Annotated in this window: 15 protein-coding genes; 10 read left to right on the top strand and 5 right to left on the bottom strand. The window is 71.1% G+C overall.

Annotated elements, in window-relative coordinates; translation table 11 throughout:
- Positions 1-301 precede the first annotated feature (301 nt).
- The 3 genes from ACFVZW_RS00010 to ACFVZW_RS00020 all read left to right on the top strand — a co-directional run bounded on the left by ACFVZW_RS00010 (position 302) and on the right by ACFVZW_RS00020 (position 3,621).
- Positions 302-691, top strand: coding sequence for a hypothetical protein (locus ACFVZW_RS00010; protein WP_384514317.1), 390 nt, complete (start codon positions 302-304; stop codon positions 689-691).
- 467 nt (positions 692-1,158) lie between these two features.
- The gene (locus tag ACFVZW_RS00015) at positions 1,159-3,042 is read left to right on the top strand and encodes an ABC transporter ATP-binding protein (RefSeq protein ID WP_384514320.1); all 1,884 of its coding nucleotides are present in this window, start codon (positions 1,159-1,161) and stop codon (positions 3,040-3,042) included.
- Positions 3,043-3,408: 366 nt separating this feature from the next.
- Entirely contained in the window at positions 3,409-3,621 is a 213-nt protein-coding gene (locus tag ACFVZW_RS00020) for an MbtH family protein (protein ID WP_362356640.1), read from the top strand.
- Between the two features lie 81 nt (positions 3,622-3,702).
- Here ACFVZW_RS00020 and ACFVZW_RS00025 read toward each other — a convergent pair whose 3' ends face one another.
- Both ACFVZW_RS00025 and ACFVZW_RS00030 read right to left on the bottom strand, forming a co-directional pair.
- A complete protein-coding gene (locus ACFVZW_RS00025) occupies positions 3,703-4,740 on the bottom strand; it encodes a threonine/serine dehydratase (RefSeq protein ID WP_384514324.1) in 1,038 nt (345 codons plus the stop codon).
- Between the two features lie 497 nt (positions 4,741-5,237).
- Complete coding sequence (locus ACFVZW_RS00030) at positions 5,238-6,236, bottom strand: LuxR C-terminal-related transcriptional regulator (RefSeq protein WP_384514327.1); 999 nt, start codon at positions 6,234-6,236, stop codon at positions 5,238-5,240.
- 360 nt (positions 6,237-6,596) lie between these two features.
- Here ACFVZW_RS00030 and ACFVZW_RS00035 point away from each other — a divergent pair, with 360 nt between their 5' ends.
- From ACFVZW_RS00035 to ACFVZW_RS00055, 5 genes are all read left to right on the top strand, one after another.
- A complete protein-coding gene (locus tag ACFVZW_RS00035; RefSeq protein WP_384514330.1) occupies positions 6,597-6,899 on the top strand; it encodes a hypothetical protein in 303 nt (100 codons plus the stop codon).
- 182 nt (positions 6,900-7,081) lie between these two features.
- Positions 7,082-7,420, top strand: a complete 339-nt coding sequence (locus tag ACFVZW_RS00040; protein ID WP_384514333.1) for a hypothetical protein — start codon at positions 7,082-7,084, stop codon at positions 7,418-7,420.
- Positions 7,421-7,467: 47 nt separating this feature from the next.
- Positions 7,468-8,502: a ParB/RepB/Spo0J family partition protein gene (locus tag ACFVZW_RS00045; protein WP_384514336.1), complete on the top strand. Its 1,035-nt coding sequence runs from the start codon at positions 7,468-7,470 to the stop codon at positions 8,500-8,502.
- A 131-nt stretch (positions 8,503-8,633) separates the two neighbouring features.
- Complete coding sequence (locus tag ACFVZW_RS00050; RefSeq protein ID WP_384515018.1) at positions 8,634-9,719, top strand: prephenate dehydrogenase; 1,086 nt, start codon at positions 8,634-8,636, stop codon at positions 9,717-9,719.
- A 207-nt stretch (positions 9,720-9,926) separates the two neighbouring features.
- Positions 9,927-13,403, top strand: coding sequence for a glycosyltransferase (locus ACFVZW_RS00055; RefSeq protein ID WP_384514338.1), 3,477 nt, complete (start codon positions 9,927-9,929; stop codon positions 13,401-13,403).
- 235 nt (positions 13,404-13,638) lie between these two features.
- On the opposite strand, the gene ACFVZW_RS00060 is transcribed toward ACFVZW_RS00055, so the two are convergent.
- From ACFVZW_RS00060 to ACFVZW_RS00070, 3 genes are all read right to left on the bottom strand, one after another.
- The gene (locus tag ACFVZW_RS00060; RefSeq protein ID WP_384514341.1) at positions 13,639-14,502 is read right to left on the bottom strand and encodes a helix-turn-helix domain-containing protein; all 864 of its coding nucleotides are present in this window, start codon (positions 14,500-14,502) and stop codon (positions 13,639-13,641) included.
- Between the two features lie 239 nt (positions 14,503-14,741).
- Complete coding sequence (locus ACFVZW_RS00065; protein WP_384514344.1) at positions 14,742-15,545, bottom strand: VOC family protein; 804 nt, start codon at positions 15,543-15,545, stop codon at positions 14,742-14,744.
- Between the two features lie 217 nt (positions 15,546-15,762).
- Complete coding sequence (locus tag ACFVZW_RS00070) at positions 15,763-16,134, bottom strand: DUF2255 family protein (protein ID WP_384514347.1); 372 nt, start codon at positions 16,132-16,134, stop codon at positions 15,763-15,765.
- A gap of 248 nt (positions 16,135-16,382) precedes the next feature.
- On the opposite strand from ACFVZW_RS00070, the gene ACFVZW_RS00075 reads away from it, so the two are divergent.
- Both ACFVZW_RS00075 and ACFVZW_RS00080 read left to right on the top strand, forming a co-directional pair.
- Positions 16,383-16,553: a thiazolylpeptide-type bacteriocin gene (locus tag ACFVZW_RS00075; RefSeq protein ID WP_376431800.1), complete on the top strand. Its 171-nt coding sequence runs from the start codon at positions 16,383-16,385 to the stop codon at positions 16,551-16,553.
- Between the two features lie 511 nt (positions 16,554-17,064).
- A complete protein-coding gene (locus ACFVZW_RS00080) occupies positions 17,065-19,002 on the top strand; it encodes a BTAD domain-containing putative transcriptional regulator (RefSeq protein ID WP_384514350.1) in 1,938 nt (645 codons plus the stop codon).
- Positions 19,003-19,048 lie beyond the last annotated feature (46 nt).

The following is a 19,048-nucleotide window of genomic DNA, read 5'->3' on the forward strand; positions in this document are numbered from 1 at the left end:
TGGCGCGGCGGCGCGCGCCGCTGCGCCCCCCTCGCGCCCGGGGGGGGGGGCCCCGCGCGCGCCCCCACCCCCCGCCCCCCGCCCCCGGAACGAGCGGGGTCTCCGCTCGCGCAGGCAAGGCACGACTACGAAGGCCCTGAAGACACAGGCCCTGCGGGTCCAAGCCCCCGAACAGCCCGACGGCCCACTGCCCGATGGTTCCACGACCCCGGGCGCCGACGGCTCGACCACTCAGTTCGGTTCGGGGGCGATTCAGCGACCCCACATCAATCCGTTCCTGGCGACAGAAGGCGTATTTCCCATGTCTATCGCGATCCCCTCCTCGACCACCTCCAACTCCTCGACCCCCTCGACCCCCTCGACCGCCTCCACCTCCGAGCCGGAGCACCGCGCCGGCACCACCCGGCCGTGCGGCGAGGCGCCGCAGGCCGAGGCTCCGGCTCCCGAGGCCGTCGCCCCGGCGCCGTCCGCGCCGTCCGGCGAGGCCGCATCGCTGCCGATCGCCGCCCCAGCCCTCGACGCCATCGCCGTCGCCGAGATCCGGCGCAAGGTGATCCTCGACGCCCTCGACCCGGGCCCGCGCCCCGGCACGGCCGCCAAGCCGAGCCGCCGCAGATTCCTCTCCCGCGTCAAGGCCTTCTACGCGCAGGAGGTCATCCACGACGCCCCGAAGCCGGAGAACAACGGCTGACGGGCGGGCCTTTCGCCACACCGACCCGGGGCCTCTCGACAAGGGACTTCCCTGGGCGACAGAAAGCGCAGAACCCACATGCCCATGGTGACAACCACGACCACTCCGACGCCCTTCCAGCCGCTTTCCGAGGCGGCCGTCTCCACCATCCGCGGCGGCCCCGAGCGCCTTGTGCGCACAACGCGAAACCCACACCCGAACCCGGATACCTGCGCCTACACGTTCGGCGCGCCGGCTCCACCTGCTCGGGGACGAACCCACCCCGCACTCCGCCCGCGCCTCCGCACGGGGGCCGGCAACGGCACCCCACTCCACCGCAACGCGTCCGCGGCGGCCGTCCTTCAGGCCGCCGCACCGCCTACCGATCGGACGGAAAGGGCTCTCACACCCACAAGCGAGGAGTTTTCTCCATGGCCCTCATAGGCGGCCCAAGACTTACCTCCGGAAACAATCTCGACAAAGACAGGATGAGCCGCCAGAAGATCAGGCCGGGCACGCTGCGGCGCATCGTCCCGTACGCCGTTCGCTACCGGAAGCAGCTGGCGGTCCTGGTCCTCGCGAGCATCGCCTGCGGCGCGATCACCGCCGCCAGCCCGCTGATGCTGAAATTCATGATCGACGACGGCATCGTGCCGAAGAAGTTCGAGATCGTCGTGATGCTGGCCTTCGGCATCGTGCTGCTGGCCCTGATGGAGTCGTTCGTCCTCTACGTCGAGGCCCGCTGTTCGGGCAGGATCGGCGAGGGACTCGTCTACGACCTGCGGACCGAGGTCTTCGAGCATGTGCAGCGGCAACCTCTCGCCTTCTTCTCGCGGGTGCAGACGGGAGCGCTCGTCAGCAGGCTCAACACGGACATCGCCGGAACCAGGCAGGCGATCACCTCACTGCTGACACAGGCGGTCTCGGCGCTCCTGACCCTGGCCATCGTCGTGAGCACGATGATCTACCTGTCGTGGGAGATCACCCTCGTCGCCCTGGCGATGGTGCCGCTGTTCCTCTTCCCGGCCCGCATCATCGGCCGCAAGCTCCAGCGGCTGACCCGCGAGCGGATGAACCTCGACGGCGAGATGGGCTCGATGATGAGCGAGCGCTTCAACGTCTCGGGCGCGGAGCTCGCCAAGCTGTACGGCCGGCCGGCCTCGGAGGCGGCGCTCTTCGAGGAGAAGGCGGGCCGCGTCCGCGACATCACCGCGCTGAACGTCGTGCACGGCCGGATGTTCTTCATCGTCATCACGGTCCTCACCTCGATGACGACGGCGATCGTGTACGGCTTCGGCGGAAACCTGGTGATCGCCGGAACGCTCCAGATCGGCACGCTCGTCGCGATGGTGACGCTGTTGTTCCGGATGTACGGACCGATCAACCAGCTCTCCGGCCTGCAGATCCAGGTGCTGACGGTGCTCGTCAGCTTCGACCGGATCTTCGAGATCCTGGACTTGAAGCCCCTCGTCGCCGAGAAGCCCGGCGCGCACGCGCTCCGCTCCGTAGGAGAGGAGCAGGCCGGGGGCGCGGACGCCGGGGCCGGTGGTCTGGAGGTCGAGTTCGACCGGGTCTCGTTCCGCTACCCGACCGCCGAGGAGGTCTCGTTGGCCTCCCTGGAACCGATCGCGCTGCGCGAGCGGGACCGGAGCGACAGCGCCTGGATCCTCAAGGAGCTGAGCTTCACCGCTCCGGCCGGACAGCTGACGGCACTCGTCGGCCCCTCCGGCGCCGGCAAGACCACGATCACCCAGCTGGTGCCCCGGCTGTACGAGGCGACCTCCGGCACCGTCCGGGTCGGTGGCCACGATGTGCGGGACGTGACGCTCCAGTCCCTGAGCGAGACGGTGGGCGTGGTCAGCCAGGAGACGCACATGTTCCACGACACGATCCGCGCCAACCTCCTCTACGCGCGCCCCGATGCGACCGAGGAGGAGGTGGTCGAGGCTTGCAGGGCGGCGCTGATCTGGGGTTCGATCTCGGCCTTGCCGAACGGTCTGGACACCGTCGTCGGTGACCGCGGGCACCGGCTGTCGGGCGGCGAGAAGCAGCGGATCGCCCTGGCGCGGCTGCTGCTCAAGTCGCCCCCGATCGTGGTCCTCGACGAGGCCACCGCGCATCTGGACTCGGAGTCGGAGGCCGCGATCCAGCGGGCCCTCAAGGGCGCGCTGGCTGGTCGTACGTCGCTTGTGATCGCACACCGCCTCTCCACCATCCGGGAGGCCGACCAGATCCTGGTCGTCGACGCGGGCCGCATTCGTGAACGAGGCACGCACGAGGAATTGTTGGCACAGGGGGGCCAGTACGCATCGCTCTACCACACGCAGTTCAAGGAGCAGGAGGCGGAATCTGACATACAGCGATCGGCCTGACGCGGTTTCCATGAATTCCGTGGATACTCCCACGTGGGCACAGCGTGCCCGCCGACGAGCAACGTGGCCGGCCTGCTACTAGGCAGAGCGTCTTTTGGCAAGAGGCTCAGGGGTGTTCAACTGACGCGCAGTCGCGGTTGAACACCCCCGCACGCCCTGCGTGGTCCGTTGGTCGCAGCCGATGTGGCGCACAGCCCGAGGGGTGTTGTCGGCTCGATGCGAAGCGAGTCATAGTGAATCGCCGCGGACCCGTGGCACTCCGCGAGATCTGAATTGTGGATCGCGTACGTGTGGAATTCCTGCACCTGGCCCATGGGTGTGGTCACCGGCGTGATCAGAGTTGTTCGCCTGAGAAAGGACAGTGTGGTGACGAATCCGTTCGACGACCCCAATGCCAGCTACCTGGTCCTCGTAAACGACGAGGGGCAGCACTCCCTCTGGCCCGTCTTCGTGGATGTGCCCGAGGGCTGGAATTCCGTGTACGGCGAGGCGAGCCGGGAGGACTGCCTCGCCTTCATAGAGAAGTCCTGGACCGACATGCGCCCCAAGAGCCTTATCGAGGCCATGGCCGGCAAGTAGTCCGGCATCACAGCACGCACACCTCGGCCCGAAGACGGTGACGACCGTCCTCGGGCCGAGGCGTGCGCGCGTGGCGGGCGCTCAGCTCGCAACGGCCCTGTGTGCGAGGCCGGTCGGGCCGGCGAGCACGGTGGAGATCAGGCCCGGCTCGACGTTCCCGCCGGACAGCAGAACTCCGATGTCGGTGCCCCGGCCCGGCCCGGACGCGTACTCGAGCGCTCCGGCCAGTGCGGTCGCGGCCGCCGGCTCGACGAGCAGCCGGGCCCGCAGCAGCGCGGCGCGCAGGCCGTCGGTGATCGCTTCCTCGGAAACGGTCAGCACCCGCTCGGCGACGGGGGAGGCGAGGGCGAAGGGAAGAGCGCCGATACGGTCGGGGCGCAGCCCGTCGGCGATGGTGGGCAGGGTGTCCACCGTGACCGGCACGCCCGCGCGCAGCGCCGCGGTGAAGGCGGGCACGGCCTCCGGCTCCGCGCCGACGACGGCCGCCCCGTGCCCGGACGAGGCCAGGCAGGCACCCGCGAGGGCGCTGCCCCCGCCGACGGGGACGACGACGGTGTCCAGGCGGACGCCCTCCGCGGCGGCCTGGTCGAGCAGTTCGGCCGTGGCGGTTCCCTGGCCGACGACGACCTGCGGGTTCTCGTAGGGGTCGACGACGTCGTAGCCGTGCAGCTCCCGAAGGTCCTCGACGGCGGTGACGCGCTCGGCGAGTGTCGTCCCCGCGAACACCACCTGCGCGCCGGCCTCCCGGATACGCCGGACCTTGGCGGGGGGCGCGTCGGACGGCAGCACGATCAGGGTGGGCAGTGCGTGCGCGCGGGCCGCGAGGGACACCGCGATCGCGTGGTTGCCGGTGCTCTGGGCCACCACACCCCGACTACCGGCGACGGCCAGTTCCTCGACGGCGAGAAGCGCGCCGCGAACCTTGAAGGACCCGCCGCGCTGGAGGTTCTCGGCCTTCAGCCACAGCCGCGCGCCGCACAGGGCGTCCAGCTGGTCGCTACGGATGACGGGGGTGCGCAGAACCCTTGTGGCGAGGCGCAGTGCGGCACGGTCGACGTCGGCGCGGGAGAGCCTCGGCAGGGTGGTGCCGACGGTGAGACCGCTCCTGTGATCGGACATGGGTGTCCCCTCGTGAATGTGTCACCGGATCGTTGAGGAAAGGTCACCGGGCAGCGCAGCATTGCGGCCGGCTGCGCGAAGGCGCCGTACAGCGGCGGACAAGTCCGTCGGCCGCGCCGGTGAATTGGCGGGGCAGGAGTCCGCCCCAGGCCGTTGAATCTACTGCGTTCATTCCGGAACACGCACGTGTCCATATTCCGGCGGAGGGCGGAATGATTTACGCGGGGGAGTCCCCGAGGAAGAACGGGAGCCGAGGGGCGATCGCCGGCGGGCGACGCCGGAGCGCCGCGCGGGCAGGGTGCGCAGGGACCTCGGACAGACGTGGGCGGGAACGGGACTGCCCGTGTACGAAACCGTCCTGTATCGCTGTTGAGCAGCGACCGCCGCTCTCGGACGTCAGCCAAACATGCGCCCCAGGCCTGGTCAGGGTCCGGAGAGGGGGTGAAAGTGGCGAGAGTCAACAAGCCCTGATCAATGGGATGTTCAGCTTCAATCGGTCATTCCGGGGAAGTCGGAAGGTAACCCTCCTGCACGGCGTGGACGCCGGCCTGGAAGCGACTACGCGCGTTGAGATGCGTGAGCAGTCCCGTGGCAATGCGCCGTGCCGTACGGGGAGAGACGCCGAGCTTCTTCGCGATCGACTCGTCCGTGGCCCCCTGGGCCAGCAGGTGCAGCGCCGTGACCTGCTGCGGAGTCAGTTCGCCCGGCTGTTGCGCGGGCGTGACGCCCAGCGGCTGTGCGGAGCGCCACTCGCTCTCGAACAGTGCGCACAAGGAGGAGATCAGGCCGGGTGAACTGATGGCGACCGCGCCCATTTCGGTGTTGTCGCTGTCGGTGGCGATGATGGCTTCCCGACGATCGCAAATGATCATCCGGTTGGGCAGCGAAGGAGCGGTCCGGACATGAGCACCGTTGGATGTGAGCCATTCTGCGTGTTCAACACTGGGCTGGTCGCGGCGAATGCTGTCCAGGTATATCGTGCGCATACTGATTCCCCGCTCAAGCAACCGTCTGTTGAGTGGGCGCGACGCCTGCATGTTCGCCGCTGTCTGAGCGCCCCCGGGGGCAAAAGTAAGGAATTCCTTTTCGACTTGACTGTTCAGGGCTGCGAGGTAGTCCCGAATGGTATCGACACCCTCGAGATATCGGACAGAGGCATTGGAGCGGGAGGAATGTTCGTGTGCGAACTCGGAGATGAGTCGGGCGGCCGCCGCGCGACTCGATTCGACACGTTGCTGCTGGGCCGCTAACTCGGCCTGCTGGCGCGCAAGAAGGATTTCCATGCCGAGGTGGGGGTCGACCGCATGCACCTGACTCGGGTCGTCCGAGGAAGCCCGCACCAGGGCGAGCTCGCTGAGTTTGTCCAGCGCTCCGCGCAGATCGTCCTCGGGGATGTCCAGCCGGCTCCCCAGCTCGGAGAGGGAGTCGCCGGGATTCGCCAGCATCCCTCGGTAGACAGTCTCCGCGACGGCGTCGAGCCCGAGGTTGATCAGCATCTGGCTTCCATCTCCGTTGAGTACTCCAGTCCAGGCAGACGCAACCGAGCGCACCACGGTTGCGTACACGCATTCGAGGGACGTTCTTGCCAACCCTAACCGAGAGGCGAGGTTCGAGGCATCAGGATTTCCCTCCACTCCCGCTGTTTCCAACGGCGTTGTCGGCCGCCCTGTTCCCTCTCCGTGGAAGTGGGTTGAGTCAGGGCCCGCGAACAGCTCCGCGAGATGCGACCCGACGCCCTTGCGGACGTCCGCCGGGGCACCAGAACGATCCTTCGGGCGATACCGGTTCGCCACCGTCAGCGCACTTACTGCTCCTTTGTACGTGAGATTCCGCTTTCCCTCGGGAAGGTTCTCCCTGTGTATCTTGTCCACCTCCGCCTTCTCCCGCACCCCGAAGGCGAACGGCTGCCCGAGTCCGTCGCGGCCCTGCTGATGCAGGCGCGCGACGTCGACGCGGACCGAATCGAGCACGTCAGCGTGCACGCCGACGCCACGCCCTCCCCGGTCGTCGGCGTCTACGTGCATGCGCCGACCCTGGACAGGGCGGAAGCGGCCGGCCGGCTGGCCTGGATACGCGCCGTCGTGGCCCATCCGCCCCTCGCACGGTGGGAGTTGGTGTCCGCCGAGGTACCGCTGTTCCGTCCCCACCTGGACGAATAGCCGCACTGGTCGATCGAACTTCCCTGCAAAGAGGGCGGAATTGACGCCTCCAGTGGCGGGCGGGCTGGACTGAATGTGCCAAGGCCGCTTTGCCCGTCTCGAAGCCCCTTCTGCTCCCAATGGGCCGCGGAGAACACTCATGTTCATCGCAGCAAGCCCCCCGAGCAGGACAGGGAAACACCATGATTCGTCAGCTCATTCTCAGCAGCGTCGCCACCGGTGCCCTTCTCCTGGGCGCACCCGCCGCCTGGGCCGCGGACGCCACCGACACCACCATCGTCACCGCCGCCGACGCGCAGAGAGAGCAGCTCGCCGGGACCAACGGTGAGGGCGACGGCGACAAGGACGACTCCGGCTGGCAGACGCCCATCCCGACCAACGGTGAGGGCGACGGCGACAAGGACGACTCCGGCTGGCAGACGCCCAACCCGACCAACGGTGAGGGCGACGACGACAACGACGACTCCGGCTGGCAGGCCCCCCCGACCACCGGCGACGTACGGGACTCCGGATGGCAGTAGGACACCTGCCCCGGCCCGCAACGCACGCACGACCAGAAAGTGTCGCCATGACAGCCGAGCAACTCGAAAGACCGTGCACACGCAGCAGTTCGGAATACCTGCTCGCGCTGCGTGACAAGAGCCTCAATGACGGAACCGTAGAACTCGCCCACCTGGACGAACTGCACGTCACCCACACCCCCCGCATGGGCGGCGTGGACAGCGAATACACCAGAACCCTCGCCGAGGTCGAGGCGGAACTCCCGCCGATCCTCGTGCACCGTCCGACCATGCGGGTCGTCGACGGAGTCCACCGCCTGCGAGCCGCCCAGGCCAACGGGCAGATGTTCATCAAGGTCCGCTACTTCGACGGCGACACGACCGACGCCGATCTCCTCGCAGTAGCCCTCAACGTCTCCCACGGCCGCCCGCTGTCCCTGGAGGACCGCACCGCCGCCGCTGAACGCATCTTCGCCTCACATCCCGAATGGTCGGACCGGGCCGTCGCCGCGGTGGCCGGACTGTCCGCCCGTAAGGTCTCGGAAATACGCCACAACGCCGCCGGCACGCTCCTCCAGCCCGACCGCAGGATCGGGCTCGACGGCCGCTCCCGGCCCGTCGACTCCACCCATGGCAGAAGGCTCGCCGGCGAACTGGTCAAGCAGAACCCCACAGCCTCGCTGCGGACCATAGCCCGCCAGGCAGGCATCTCGCCCGCGACCGTCGCGGACGTCCGCAGCCGGGTCATGCGCGGCGAAGACCCCGTCCCCTCCCGCCAGCGCGGTCACACGGCCGCCGAGACATCCCCGGAGCAGTCGGCCTACCGGCCGCCGCAGCGCCGCACGGCCGCCACCAGATCACCCGCCGAACTCGGATCGATCTTCGACATCCTGCGCCGCGACCCCTCGATGCGGCTCAACGAGATGGGCCGTCACATCTTGCGCATGCTGGATGCCGCCGCCCTGGTGGCCCGCGACCGCCAGCGGTTCGTGGAGAGCGTCCCCGCCCACTGCAAGGCCCAGATGTCGGAGCTCGTCCACGGCTACGCCGAGATCTGGGAGCTGTTCGCGGAAGACCTCACGAACCAGCCCGCGCCCGAGTAGTGCCCGAACCCGGGCCCCGGCGTCGAGATGGCGTGAAGCAGTCACTTCCCCACCCCCGCTCTCCCACGGGCACCCCACGCGACCGGACCGGTCGAGTCCTTGCTGTCGAAGAACAGATGAGGCACACCATGTTGCGCACTGCCGTCGTCGTCGGCGCCGGCCTGATCGGCACGTCCATCGCCCTGTCCCTGTCGGCCAAAGGCGTCACCGTCTACCTGAGCGACAAGGAACCCATGGCGGCTCTGACAGCCGCCGCACTCGGGGCGGGCCACGCCGAAGAGCCACCCGGCACCGTCGACCTGGCGGTGCTCGCCGTCCCTCCGGCGGACATCGCGACCACCCTCGCCGACGCCCAGCGCCGGGGCATCGCCCACGCCTACACCGACGTGGCCAGCGTCAAGGCCCAGGCACTCGACGCCATCGAAGCCGCCTGCTGCGACACCCGCACCTTTCTGGGCGGCCACCCCATGGCGGGAGGGGAACGCTCAGGGCCGTTGGCCGCCCGCGCCGACCTCTTCGAAGGACGCGTGTGGGCGCTCGTACCGACCCCCACCACCTCCGCCGAGACCTGGCGGACCGTACGGAGCATGCTCGACCTGTGCGGCGCGACCCCGCTGGTCATGGACCCGCACGGACACGACCGGGCCGTCGCGCTCGTCTCCCACACCCCACACCTGGTCGCCAGCCTCATGGCGGCCCGCCTGCAACACGCGACCGACGCGGAGGTGGGCCTGTCCGGTCAGGGCGTACGGGACGTCACGCGCATCGCGGGCGGTGACCCCGAGCTCTGGCTCGGAATCCTCTCCGCCAACGCCGATGGCGTCGCCGACATCCTGGACGAACTGGCCCAGGACCTCGACGAGGCCGTCGGAGCCCTGCGCGCCCTGGCCGTCGACGACGAAGCCGGCCGCGCCACCGGCGCCGCGGCACTGACCGGACTGCTGAACCGCGGATGCGCCGGCCACGGCCGACTGCCCCAGAAGCGCGGTGCACCCCAGGGCACCTACGTCACCGTCTCCGTGCTGATCGGCGACCAGCCCGGCGAACTGGCCCGGCTCTTCACCGACGTGGGCGCGGCGGGCGTCAACATCGAGGACGTCTTCATCGACCACGCCCCCGGTCAGATCTCCGGCCTGGTCGAACTCCTGGTCACCGCCGAATCCGCCGACCGGCTCCGCAACAGCCTGAGGGTGCCGAGCACGGTGATGGCCCACTGAACGGCGCGGACAACACGGCATCCTCCGCGGCAGGGGTGGTGAACGTGCTTTCGTCCGCCGCGAGTTGCCGGTGGGGCGCGGTGCGGCGCCCCCGTCTGTCCTAAGGTCGGGGGTACGGCGTACCAGCGTCGGCCCGCGGGGAGCGGGCGGGGAACGGCAGGGCGTGACGGGGTTGTCCGCTCGCGTGCCGGAGCAAGGGGGACGAGCGTGAACGGGACCGACATGGGCCGCCGCGGTGCGGGCGCGGGGCGGCGCTGTCTGATCGCCATCGGGGTCGACCACTACCGTTCGTTGCGCCTCCGGGACCTTCCGGAGGCCCGCCGGGACGCGGACCGCATGGCCGAGCTGTTCGCGGAGTTCGGGTACGAGCGCGTCCTCACGGATCTGGGTGCCTCACCCCAGGCCGACGAGCTGCGGTCCGCGGTCCTGCGGTGGATCCGGGAGTCCCGGCTCGGGCCGGACGACGTGCTGGCCGTGTACTACGCCGGCTACGGCTCGGTCGACGGCCAGCGACTCCGCCTGTTCGGTTCGGACAGCGAGCCGGGGCTTCCGTACACGTCCATGGCCGCCCACGACCTCGTCGGAATGCTCGCCGACAGCAATGCCGGAGGCGCCCTGGCCGTCCTCGACGTGTGCGGCACGGGCCACCTCGATCCAGCGGCGGGGCGGGCATCCGTACCGGACGGCGTCGAGCGGCACCAGGGCAGCGCGTTTCACGTCGTCACGCACACCAGGAGGCTCGGCGACAGGCACCCCGGGTCTCTTGTGGACGCGTGGGAGGACGCGCTCACCAGTCCGTCCCTCGGGCCGCGGCGACGCTTCCTCCCCCTCACCGACGTGATGCAGGGCATCCGCCGGCACTTCCGGAGCCAGGGGGCCGGGATCGAGCCCTCGTACTACGGGTTCAGGCCGGAGGAGACACAGCCGTTCTTCCCGAACCCCCTCTACGTGCCGGACCTGCCGCGCGACTCCCTCGACCCGATCGGTGTGGCCCGACTGCGGCACGAGCACCGCGACCACTTCGACCCGCGCAGCCGTGGCGTGGCGCACGGTGCCGAGCCGGGCGACTTCTTCGTCGGGCGTACGAGCGCCCTGGCCCGGTTGGCCGAATGGGTGCGGTCGCCCGGCGGGCTGGCTCCGCCGATCGCGGTCACCGGAGTTCCGGGTTCCGGGAAGACCGCTCTTCTCGGCCGCTTCCTGGCCCTCACCGACCCCGACAGCCCGGCCCGGCTGAACACCGCTCCCCAGACCCTGCCACCGCCGGGGCTCACCGTCATCCCACTGACCGGCCGCGTCATCAAGGGGCTGCAGTCCCTCGCCGCCGACCTGGCGACCGCGCTCGGGCTCCCCGCGGACTCACCCCCGCGGCAGGTACGCGCGGCGCTCGCCGATCGGACCGACCCGGTCGTCGTCGTCCTCGACGGACTCGACGAGATCGCCCCGTCCGCGTACGACCGCGCGCTCGTCGACTTCGTACGGTCGCTCGGCGGGATGCCCGCGGTGCGGCTGCTCGTCGGAACGCGCCGGAGCCATCTGGACTCCCTCGGAGCGGACTTCGAGGTCCTCGACCTGGACGCTCCGGAATACCGGGACGAGGCCGCCGTGCGGCAGGTCGCCCACCGTCTGCTGGCCCAGGTTCCGGGCCACTCCGCCCGTACGGAGGCGGACGCGGACGAGCTCGCCCGCAGGGCGGACCACTCCTTCCTGAGGGTGCACCTGGCGGCCCGTGCCCTGGCGGCGGAGGGCGACCCGCCCCGCTTCGAGGACCTGCCTTCACTGTTCAGGAGCTGGCTTCAGGGGCTCGGCATCGGCGAGGCGCGGGCGGCGCGTGTCCTGTGCCCGCTCGCCTACGCGTACGGGGCGGGCCTGCCGGACCACCTGTGGGCACCGCTGGTCGAGGAGCTGACGGGCGACCCCTGCACCCTCGACGACCTGCGGCGTTTTCGTGAACGGGCCGGCAGTCTGGTGGTCGGCAGCACCCGACCCGACGGAACCCCGGTCCACCGGCTCTTCCACCTCGAACTGGCCGAGTACCTCAGGACACCCGGCGACGTCCGGGAACAGCAGCGGTGCATGGCTCGAGGACTGGCTCGCCGGGTGCCCCTCGGAGAGAACGGTGGGCGTGACTGGGACGCCGCGGACCCGTACATCCTCGAGCACCTCGCCACGCATGCGGCGGCCGGCCGGATCCTCGGCGAGATGCTGCAGGACGGCGCCTACGTGAGTCACGCGGACCCGGAGCCCCTGCTCCGGGCTCTGAGCGACAGCGGAGCGATCGGTTCGACCGGCTCCTCGCCCGGCACCGAGAACTCGCGGCACCACGCCGACACGCATTCCGGCACCGGGGCGGGACCGGCGGCAGCCCCCGTGACGGACACCGAAGGCGCAGCCGCCCGTGTTCTCTCGGAGCGGCCCTGCGTGCTGGTCGTCGCGACCGAATGGTCCTCCGGCAGCGGCGGACTGAGCACCTTCAACCGGCACCTCTGCGCGGCGCTGGCGGCCGCGGGCGCCCAGGTCTTCTGCGTCGTGCTCGAAGCCGACGCCTCCGAAGTGACCGACGCCAAGGAGAAGGGCGTCACCCTACTCACCCACGCGGGCGCGCCGGGTGCCCCCGACTACGGTCGGCTCACGCGCCGGCCCGCGCTCCCTTACGGCATGGAGCCCGACCTGGTCATCGGACACGCCCGCATCACCGGACCGGCGGCCGCCCACCTGACGGAGGACTACTTCCCACGGGCCCGACGGCTGCACTTCGTCCACATGGCGCCGGACGAGATCGAGTGGCACAAGCTGGGCGACAGCGGGGGACGCGCCCGGCAGGCGGAGGAACGCACCGAGATCGAGCGCGAACTGGGCGCCACCGCCCACCGGGTGGTCGCCGTCGGCCCGGCGCTGAAGCGCCGCTTCGACAACGAGCTCTGGGGCTCCGGAGTCCTCGAACCCCTCCGCCTCGACCCGGGCTTCGATGTGTCGACGTTCGCCGGTGGGAGGGGCTCCGCGGGTCCGGTGGACACCTCCGCGCGGCGCACGCCCCCGCCCGACGGCCTGCACAAGGTGCTGTTCGTCGGCCGGACCGAGGACGTCCGGCTGAAGGGGGTCGACTTGGCCGCCCGGGCCTGCGGGCTGGTGCACGATCTGCGGGCCAGGACGGCGGGGGAGCAGATCGAGCTGTTCGTCCGCGGCGCGCCGCTGGAGCTGGCCGACGAACAGCAGCGGCTCATCCAGACCTGGTCGGGCAGCCCCGGCCTGCCCGTGGTGGTGCGCCCCTACGCGGCCGACCCCCGCAAGCTGGAGTCCGACATCCTGCGGGCCGGGCTGGTCGTGATGCCCTCGCGGTCGGAAGGGTTCGGCCTGGTCGGACAGGAGGCGATCCTGCGCGGGGTGCCGGTGCTGGTGAGCGACAGGAGCGGCCTCGCACAGCTGCTGCGCGAGCACCTCGGCGCGGACGCCGACCATCTGATCGTCCCCGTCACCGGAAACTTCGACGCCGATGCCGAGGCGTGGGCCGCGCGGATCGAGACATGCCTGGCCGGCCGGGAGGAGGCGTTCGAGCGGATGCACTTCGTTCGCAGCCGCCTCGCCTCCCGCGTCACCTGGGCGGCTGCCGCCCGCCTGGTCCTGGGGGTGCTCCCACCCCGGCCCGGCCGTGCCCCGGCCGTCCGGGGCACGGACCTGCCGGGGTAGGAGCGAGCGGCGGACGGCCTGGGCCCGGGGCGTCCGCTTCGGGCACTGCTCGGGCTGCTGGAGGTGAACGGCGCGGCCGTCGGCGCCGTCGACTACCCGTACGTGGGCTGGGACGAGTGGACGGTGGGCGAAGGGTGGAACACCGTTCGCCGCTCGAAGGGGGTACACCGCACGGAGCTGGACGCCGTGGAGGTGGCGTGGCCACGCCTCGGCAGCACCCCGAGCGGGCCGGGCGTCAGGCCCATTTCTGACGGGTGGTCCGGTCGCACCACAACACCTGGACGCCTCCCGCGCTGTCGTCCAGACACCTTCGGGTCGTCGTGTTCCTGACCTCGACCGCCTCGTCGTCCCCGGCGCTGACGGTCCACCGCTGGGACGCGGACGGTCCGCAGGGCACGGTGCGCAGTCCGTCGGGATGGTGGTCCAGGCACTCTCCCGTCGCGTGGTTCCTGAGCTGCACGCTGCCGTCCGCCGCCGTGCGGACGGTCCAGCGCTGGTACGACATGCCGTTGCAGGCGTAGGAACGGGTGCCCATGTCGAGGCTGTCGTCGAGGCAGGCCCCTGTCGCGCGGCTCACGAAGATCCGGTGGACGTCCGCCGCGGCGGACGCGCCGGGCGCGGCCGGGGGTGCGCCCTCGCCGGGGGTGAGGGACTGCCACTGTACGAGTGCGGCACTCGCGGCTCCCAGTGCCAGCCCGAGGCCGGTGCCGGCCACCGCCCAGACCGTGCGCCCGCCCCAGAGGGAGAGACGGCGGCGCGTTGCCCTGGACCGGGCAGCGTCCGGCGGACCGTCGCCGGCCTTCGGAGCGTCCGAGGCCTGCGGACCGGAGCCCTGCACCGGTCTGCGCCGGCTCCGGTCTGCGGCCTCCCACAGGAGCCGGTAGTCGGCAGGGTCGCCGTCGAGGGCCTTGCACAGGTCGCGGACCGTCGCCCACGGGGGAACGGTGGTGCCGCGGAAATACCGGGACAGTGACGAAGCACTGATGCGGACGCTCTTCTCGAGGGAACGCAACGTGCACCCGGAGCGCCGCTGCAGCTCGCGCAGCGCCCGGCCCAACGCGCGGGCCGGATCTTTGTCGTCGGGCCGGTCGGCAGCCAATGGCGTCCTTCTGTTCCGGGCCGCACACGCTGGTGCGGTCGACCGGCCCCATGGGAGGGGCATTTGGTGTCACAGCAGGTCAGAACCCTAGGGTGCGGCAGATCTTGACGGTAACCGGGCACACTCTCCCGAGGGGGGGCGAGGTCGCCTGTTGACGCGGACGGGTCGGCGGCCCCGCGCGGCCGCGACCACGGCCGGCCGCGGCGCCGTGCGAACCGGCCCACCGGATACGGCCGTTCCTAGGTCGCACTCGGCGAAGGGGTCAGTACGACGAAGTCCGCGCCCGCCGGGTCGACACAGACGGCCAGCCGTCCGACACCTTCCGCGTCATCAGGTCCCATCTGGACGGTGCCACCGTTCTGGGTGACCCGGGCGACGGCCGCGTCGCAGTCCGTGACGTTGAAGACCGGGTGCCAGTACGGCCGTCCGTCGGCAAGCGCGAGGTTCTCGGCGGGCATCTCCATGAGGCCGCCGTGCATCCGCTCCTCGGGCAGGCCGGCGGGGGTGATGAGGCTGTACGTTCCTCCTCCGCCCGGCAGCTCCATGTCGCCGAACTGCCAGCCGAGGACACCGCCGTAGAACTCCTTGGCGGCCGCGGCGTCGGTCGTGTACAGCTCGGTCCAGGACAGTGAGCCCGGCTCGTCCATCAGCTCGGCTCCCGTGTTCGATCCCGGCTGCCAGACGGCGAACTGGCCTCCCAGCGGATCGCTGTACTGAGCCATCCGGCCCCACTCCTCGAGGTCCCTCGGCGCCACCCGCACCGTGCCGCCGGCGCGCTCGACGGCCTGCGTCGTGGCATCGGCGTCGGCGACGTCGTAGTAGATCATCCAGGCCGAGCGGGCGCCCTCCTCGGTGAGCTTGCCGAGGCCGGCGACGATCTTGCCGTCCTTCCGGAACATCCCGCCCTCCATGTCCTCCCCTTCCCCCATGGACTCGTAGTCCCACCCGAGCACGGCGCCGTAGAAGGCGGCGGCGGCCGGGACGTCGGGGGCGCCGAGGTCGATCCAGCAGGGGGAGCCGGGGACGAAGTCGGTGGTGATCATGGAAATGTCCTTTCGCAGCCCATATGCCCTCAGCCTGGCACGGGCCGCCGCCCCGCGCCGCCCGACCGCGCCGGGCACTCCCGAGGACGCCTCCGGACGGCCGAGGCGCAAGCTGCGAGCGACAGCGCGGCGGCCGGCATGCGCCGATGTTCCGCACGGTGCGCACGATGTGGCCTGTACGGGCCGTTCGGGCGCGCGGCGGGGCCGGTCCGTCCGCTCAGCGGGGTACGAGCTGGAGGGTGGCCGCGCGGGACTGCGGGGTCAGGACGGTGTCGACGATGCCTGTATAGCGGCCGTACTTCTCCCGGTAGGCCGCGTCGACGCGGTCGTACACGGCGGGGTCGGCGTCCCGGAACGTGACGTCCTTGGTGATGCCGCCCGCTCGGACGCGTCCCTGGTGCCGGGTCTGGGCGCCGCGGAACCACGGGCCTTCACGGCCCTTCACCGACCGGACGAAGATGCCGTCGCCGTCCCGCACCATCCACATCGTGACGGGGGCGCGCAGCGTTCCGTCGCCGCGCTCCGATTCGAGGTCGATCTCCTCGGCCGCCCCGATGCGTTCGAGTTCGGCATCGGTCCATTCCGTCATGGCGGTCTCCCGGGGGTCGGTGTCCTGTTCCGTGATCGTCACTCTGCCCGCGCGGGCGTGGACGTGCTCGTCGGGGGACGGCGGGTTCCCCGAGCCGCGCCCAGGATCGTCCGCTGGCGCGCCGTGCCAGCGGGATGTCAGCGGGAGGCATGCCGAACGGTGAGCGGGGCTCGCTGGAATGGTCCCGTACCGGTACCCACGAGGTCGCCGGTCATGGCGATCCGCGCCCTCACTCATCGGGAGGCACCATGAACAACGACCTGAGCACCCTCGCGGACGAGATCCTCAAGCTCGAGGCCGAGACCTTCGAGATCTCCGACTACTCGGACGCCAGCGAGGTCGTGCTGGCCGGTTGCACGAGCACCAGCTCCACCTCGACCTCCAGCTCCACCTGCAGCACCACCTCCTGCTCCGCCTGACCTCGGAGCCGGTGCCATCGCGCCCGGTCGGTGCCCTCTCTCATCGGGAGGCGGGCGCCGAGCGGGCGTTCCGCGTGCCCGCAGGACCGGCCTCGGCAGCGTCCCTCACGTCCGGCCGGCCGTGCCGGGCACCCCCGAGGACGTCTCCGGCCGGCCGAGCCGGCAGTGCGCCTCGCCGTCTCCGCCGACCGAGTCGGCGTGAAAACCGCGACAACGCTCGGGGAACGCCGCGTCACCGCGAACTCGCCTTCAGGGGAAGGCAGTTCGTCGTGCGACGCCGACAGGCCCGTCACCAGTGACGCTGCTGCAGCGACTCCGGAGGCCCCGCCCTCGCGCTCCTTCGCAGCCCCCCTTGACCGGCGATCTACGCCAGTAGACACTCACCACTGCCACACGACCGAATGTTTGGTGAAGACGCCTTCACGCATGCTCCGTGGCGCCAGGACGTACTTCCCTGAAGGGCCGGTCGACCGCCGGTTCGGCAGGTGTTCGACGGTCAACGGGGGTACTCGTGCGTTTCCAGTTGCTCGGTCCGCTCAGCATCACCGACGGGCGTGACGTGGTCGTCCTTCCGCCCGCCAAGCCGACGTCGTTGCTGGCGGCGCTGCTGGTCCGGCCCGGCGAGGTGGTCCCGACGTCCCGTCTCCGGCAGGCCGTCTGGGGCGAGGAGCAGCCGGCGACGGCGAAGGCGGCGTTACAGAGCTGCGTCCTGCGCCTGCGCCGCCTCTTCGCGAAGTACGACATCGAGGCGCAGGCAGTGGTCGCCGTCGCCGGGGGCTACCTCCTCCCGGCCGACGGCGACACCCTGGACCTGCTGCACTTCCGCCGCCTGACCTCCGAGGCGGACGGGGCCGGAGAGTCCGAACTTCCCCTGCTGCGCACGGCACTCGGCCTGTGGCGTGGGCCCCTTCTCACCAACGTCCCCTCCGAGCTCCTGCATCGCGACGAGGTGCCCCGGCTGGTCGAGGAGCGACTGCGCGTCCTGGAACGCGTCTGCGAGATCCAGCTGGACCAGGGGCGATGTCGCGAGGTCCTGGTGGACCTCTGGGAGGCCACCAGGGCCCATCCCCAGCACGAAGGACTCGCCGCCCAGCTGATGCGGGCGCTCTACCGCGTGGGCAGACAGAACGAGGCGCTGGCCGAGTACCGGAGGATCAGGACGCACCTCCGGGACGAACTCGGCGTCGACCCGGGCACGGAACTGCAGAGACTGGAACTGGCCATCCTGCGCGGCGACGAACCCATGGGCCCGGCCCTGGAGCCCACCACAGCGGTGCTGACGTCGCATACGGCCCCGGCGGAGAGCGACGCCACGGCCGGCGCCGCGGGCCGGCAGCACGGACGCACCGCTCCGGCCGAGCACCACGAGCCGGGCCGCCCGTCCCCGGCCGAGCCCCGACCGCTCGGCGGCGCACACCGGTCCGCCCAGGCGCCGGGCCCCCGCTTGCCCCACGTCCCCGGCTTCACCGGCCGCAGCCGCGAGACCGCCGACCTGGTGCGCCACCTGAGCGGAGGCGGCCGGCCGGACGGGCGGACGGACGTCGCCCCGGTGTCGGCTGTCATCTCCGGCGGCCCTGGCATCGGCAAGACCGCGCTGGCGCTGCACGCCGCGCACCTGGTGGCCGACCGCTACCCCGCAGGTGGTGTGTTGCTGCCGCTGAGCAGACCCGACGGCACGCCGCGACCCGTCGACGAGGCGGCCGCCGAACTGCGCTCCGTACTCCCCTCCGGCGCCTCCCCCGGATCGTGCCTGGTGATAATCGACGACGTCGTGCACCCGGACCAGGTACGCGGACTCCTCGACGTCACCGCGGCGGGCGCCGTCGTCGTCACCAGCCGCATGGGACTGGCCGCCCTGGTCGCCACGCACGGCCCGGCGGTGCTCCAACTCGGCGCCCTGCCGCCGAAGGAGTCCTCGGCGCTCCTCACCACCGTCCTGGGGCACGAGCGGGTGGCGTCCGAGACCACGGCCGCACGAACCCTCACGGACATGTGCGGGCACGTGCCGCTGGCCCTGCGGATCGTCGGGGCCCGGCTGCTGACCCGGCCCAAGATGCCCCTGGCGGACTACGCCGCATGGCTGCGGCGGGACCTGCCCGCCCGGCTGGCGCTGCCCGACGACCCCCGGATGTCCGTACCGCTCGCCCTCGACCAGGCCCTTCGTCGGCTGCCCGCCCCGCTGGCCGACGCGCACCTGAGGCTGGCACGGGTGAACGGGCGGCTCACCGCACCCGCCGTGGCCACTGCCCTCTCGGTGCCCGAGACCGACGCCGAGGAGTTGCTGGAGCGGCTCCTCGACAACGGGCTCCTCGAAGAGGACGAGCCCGGGACCCTCCGTATGAACGCGCTGTTCCGCGCCCACGCGCTCCACAGGGCCGCCCGCCCCGGCGGCACCCCGCAGGCCGTCGTCGCCACGGCCCGGCGCGCCCTCCCGTCCGGAGCCACCTGACGGTCCGCCCCGCTCCGTGCGAAGCGGCCTCGTCGCCGCGCCCCGT

The organism is Streptomyces sp. NPDC059567, assembly GCF_042735655.1.
Taxonomy (GTDB): domain Bacteria; phylum Actinomycetota; class Actinomycetes; order Streptomycetales; family Streptomycetaceae; genus Streptomyces.